Origin of the sequence: Armatimonas sp., assembly GCF_043760365.1 — a bacterium.
Lineage (GTDB): Bacteria > Armatimonadota > Armatimonadia > Armatimonadales > Armatimonadaceae > Armatimonas.
In genome coordinates, this window is sequence record NZ_JAYUPA010000815.1 from 1 (window position 1) to 3,250 (window position 3,250).

6 protein-coding genes are annotated in these 3,250 nt (G+C 47.4%); all 6 read right to left on the minus strand.

All coding sequences use genetic code 11. The annotated features are described in order from the left end of the window. Positions 1 to 398 (minus strand): glutamate--tRNA ligase family protein (locus ACH2EH_RS19970; protein WP_395144455.1); only part of this gene is annotated, 398 nt, incomplete at its 3' end. An 80-nt stretch (positions 399 to 478) separates the two neighbouring features. Further along, on the minus strand, positions 479 to 967 hold the full coding sequence (locus ACH2EH_RS19975) for a hypothetical protein (protein WP_395144447.1): 489 nt from the start codon (positions 965 to 967) through the stop codon (positions 479 to 481). Continuing rightward, on the minus strand, positions 967 to 2,088 hold the full coding sequence (locus ACH2EH_RS19980) for an AAA family ATPase (RefSeq protein ID WP_395144449.1): 1,122 nt from the start codon (positions 2,086 to 2,088) through the stop codon (positions 967 to 969). Before ACH2EH_RS19980 ends, ACH2EH_RS19975 begins: the two co-directional genes overlap by 1 nt. Positions 2,089 to 2,120: 32 nt before the next feature. Further along, positions 2,121 to 2,207 (minus strand): glutamate--tRNA ligase family protein, encoded by an 87-nt coding sequence (locus ACH2EH_RS19985; protein ID WP_395144457.1) that lies wholly within the window; start codon positions 2,205 to 2,207, stop codon positions 2,121 to 2,123. 73 nt (positions 2,208 to 2,280) lie between these two features. Beyond that, entirely contained in the window at positions 2,281 to 2,769 is a 489-nt protein-coding gene (locus ACH2EH_RS19990; protein ID WP_395144451.1) for a hypothetical protein, read from the minus strand. 19 nt (positions 2,770 to 2,788) lie between these two features. Then, a partial coding sequence (locus ACH2EH_RS19995) for an amidase family protein (protein WP_395144453.1) occupies positions 2,789 to 3,250 on the minus strand: 462 nt, incomplete at its 5' end.

Consider the following 3,250-nt stretch of genomic DNA (forward strand, 5'->3'; position numbering starts at 1 on the left):
AACGCCCAGTACGCCTTTCCTGCCTCCAGCAACGACTCAACCACCTCGGTGTAGCGCGGCTTGCGTAGCGACTGGATATACGGCCCATGCGGCCCACCATCCGCAGGCAAAAGTGCTGGATCCACAGAGCCGTAGGCTTCGGGCAGCAGCGCCACCGTCGCCAGATCCGGGCCTTCGTCGTAGGGAGTCCCGAGGGCATGCAACGACTGGATAATATGCTCCAGCGAGCCCTTGACCAGGCGCTTCTGGTCCGTGTCCTCGATACGCAAGAGAAAGTCCCCGCCGTATTTTTTAGCGAGGAGATAGGAGAACAGCGCGGTGCGAAACGCTCCTACATGAAGAAACCCTGTCGGGGAGGGGGCAAAGCGCGTCCGCACCCGACGCGGTTCGCGACCCATAAAAATATCTAAAGTATCTGTAGTCGGCACGATTGCCTATGATACCCCGAAATCTGCCGTTGCCGCGAAGGTTAAAGCCTTTACTTAAAGAGAAGGTCTCTCATTGTCTGTCCAATCCGCTCACGCTCTGAATGATTGTGCTTCAGGTGCTCGTCCCCCCAGACACCCTCAGCCTTGTCAAAACAGGCTTTTGCGATTTCCTCACCAATATCCTCAAGATGTTTCCCCATAGAACGCCTCATGTCTTCGGGTTCATCCTTCATCCCTATCAGCATTACCCTGTCACACAAATCACTAGGAATCACAGATGATACTTCTGTGAATCTATCATCTTTATCATCGAAATCAACAACCAAGACCACATGTAGAAATTTGTCGTTTCGCATCCGCTTGATATACTCTTCGGAAAATTTATTCTTGAGCACACGCCACCCACCCGCAGGAGTAACGACGATAATATCCTTACGATAAGGAAGATACCCTACCCTTAAAAAGCCGTTGACTAACTCACGATTAGCATCGTCCTCAACGAAAATTTCGACACGATTCTTATATCTATTTCCAGCCATTAGATCAAATCACCTCGCAGAAGAGCATCATTAAGGCTTCCATAAATGAGTATTTGGGAAAGATACTGAATAATAGTCGGCTCCATATGACTATTCCGACTAAGAATAAAAGTATTCTCATTTGAGAATTTACCTATCACTTCAGGATGATGAGATGTCAGGATAAGTTGTCCTTTCATCTGAAATCCTCGACGTAGGCTCATGATAAAATGTCCTAATTCTGAGGGTGAGAGATAATTATCAGGTTCATCCCAAAAACATAAGAATGGCCCATTCTCCTGATTTGCAGCAAGTATTGCCGCACAGATAAAGAAACATTTTTCTCCATCAGACAACGATTCAAAAGCAACATCAAATAACGATCCATCTTTAGAATTCTTAAAACTCACAAAATACCTATTAGAATTCCCATTTTTCTTTATCGAATTAAAATCAGGCATAACATCTTTTATATATTCAGTAATTCCAAATACAGAGCTAGAGTTAACACTCAATACATTAAGTAACCACCTACCAAAATTCTCTGCCCCTCTATCCAGATAAAATGCTTCCTTATCCGCAACCCCATCTATCCTAGAAGGGATTGGAGAAATGATTATCATCCGCGATAGCCACGCTCTAAATATCTGAATCGGATCGTCTTCTGAGTTTACATAGATCGTCGGTAAAGCAACCGAATGCCAGTCCCATTGAAATTCCGACGCAGGCCCTCCTTGTTTCACAAAAGAAATCTTTGCCTTTTCTCGTGTATAGATAACATTTCCATCAATAGTAAGCCTCTCTTCAAGTACCCTTAAAGCCTTAAAGCCTTTTGGAAGTTCGAGAGCAAGGTCATACGAAAAATCATGACCATTTATACTGACTTCGATCTGAAATCTCATCGGCACTTCAGTCCGACCGAGAGAGAAATCAGATGGCATTATCAAACAAGGTTCACTTGCATCGTTAGAGATGAGACGACTATTACCATAAGCGATCTCTTTTATTATTTCTAGCACTCGACTTATCGTAGATTTACCGGAACCATTTTTTCCGATAATCATGGATGTTGGAATATCTTCAAACTTCATCTCGAAGTTTTCAAGACACTTAAAATTATGAATATACAGTCGTTTTATCATTATATTGCTCTATTTATATTCTCTTCATCGGATTAGGAAGTGCGAAACGCTCCTACATGAAGAAAGCCAGTCGGGGAGGGGGCGAAGCGCGTCCGCACCCGGCACGGTTCGCGGCCCATGAAAATATCTAAAGTATCTGTAGTCGGCACGATTGCCTATGATACCGCATTTACCCTTGACGGTGAAACCAGACTACGGAGCTGCTTTGACCCACTCGTCTGAGAGTGGCGGCTCCATGATAGGTGGTTTCTCGTCTGCTCTGTAGTAGCCGGGGCGCGTGCATCGCAGATCCTCTAAGTACGTCTCAAAATCGCCCGCATGAGGCAGAAGGCTAGGGATGTCTAGCCGTTCTGTCAACCCCTTACGCCATGCTCCTTTTTCCACGGTACCAATTATTATATAGCTATTGCCGATGCTTTCAGGGGAGTGCAGAAGAAATAACTCGAAGAGGAAGTGCTCAATAGTATGTTTATGCCCAACAAGAAGCTCACAGCTCTGACAAAAGCGGCAAGTGTAGTTGAGGGCAATAAGGTGCTGTGGATCTATGTGGATCAATAATGGGATTTTCTTTTGTCCCGTTTTAGCCTCACAGAGAGGACAGCGCGAAATTCGTTGATCCGGGTAGGGATTGAGCACGAACTGGTAGCGAGGCGGAAGCTCACCAAAATGTCTTTTCTTCATAGGGTTGAGTCCTGTATTATTAGAGTGCAACTGTCTCCGCGAAGGTCGGGGGGCGGCGGTGCTTAGTGGCTTGCTCGAAGGCGAAGGCGAGCCGTAGGAGGGTGGCTTCGGAGTTAGCGCGGCCCCAGAACGCAACACCGACGGGCAAACCGTGGATGAAGCCCGCCGGAACGGTGATACTCGGGTAGCCCGCGACAGCCGCGGGGCTGGTCGCGCTGCCCAGAAAATGATCGCCGTTCACCAGATCAATCGGCCACGCGGGGGCCTGTGTCGGGGCGAAGAGCGCATCGAGCTTGTGCTTGTTCATGATCGCATCAATCCCCTGATCGCGGGACTGCTTGCGGCACTTTGCTAAAGCCTTAACATACTCAGACTCGCTCAGCGGCCCCTTGGCTTGCGCTTTTTCCAGTAGCTCCTGCCCGAAGAACGGCAGCTCTTTGGCTTTTATGCTCTGGTTGAAGGCGATCAGCTCCTTGAGGCT

Bases quoted from the DNA above. Each gene is read 5' to 3' on its own strand.
- ACH2EH_RS19985 (WP_395144457.1), bottom strand. From the start codon at position 2,207: ATGGGCCGCGAACCGTGCCGGGTGCGGACGCGCTTCGCCCCCTCCCCG.
- ACH2EH_RS19980 (WP_395144449.1), bottom strand. From the start codon at position 2,088: ATGATAAAACGACTGTATATTCATAATTTTAAGTGTCTTGAAAACTTC.
- ACH2EH_RS19975 (WP_395144447.1), bottom strand. From the start codon at position 967: ATGGCTGGAAATAGATATAAGAATCGTGTCGAAATTTTCGTTGAGGAC.
- ACH2EH_RS19990 (WP_395144451.1), bottom strand. From the start codon at position 2,769: ATGAAGAAAAGACATTTTGGTGAGCTTCCGCCTCGCTACCAGTTCGTG.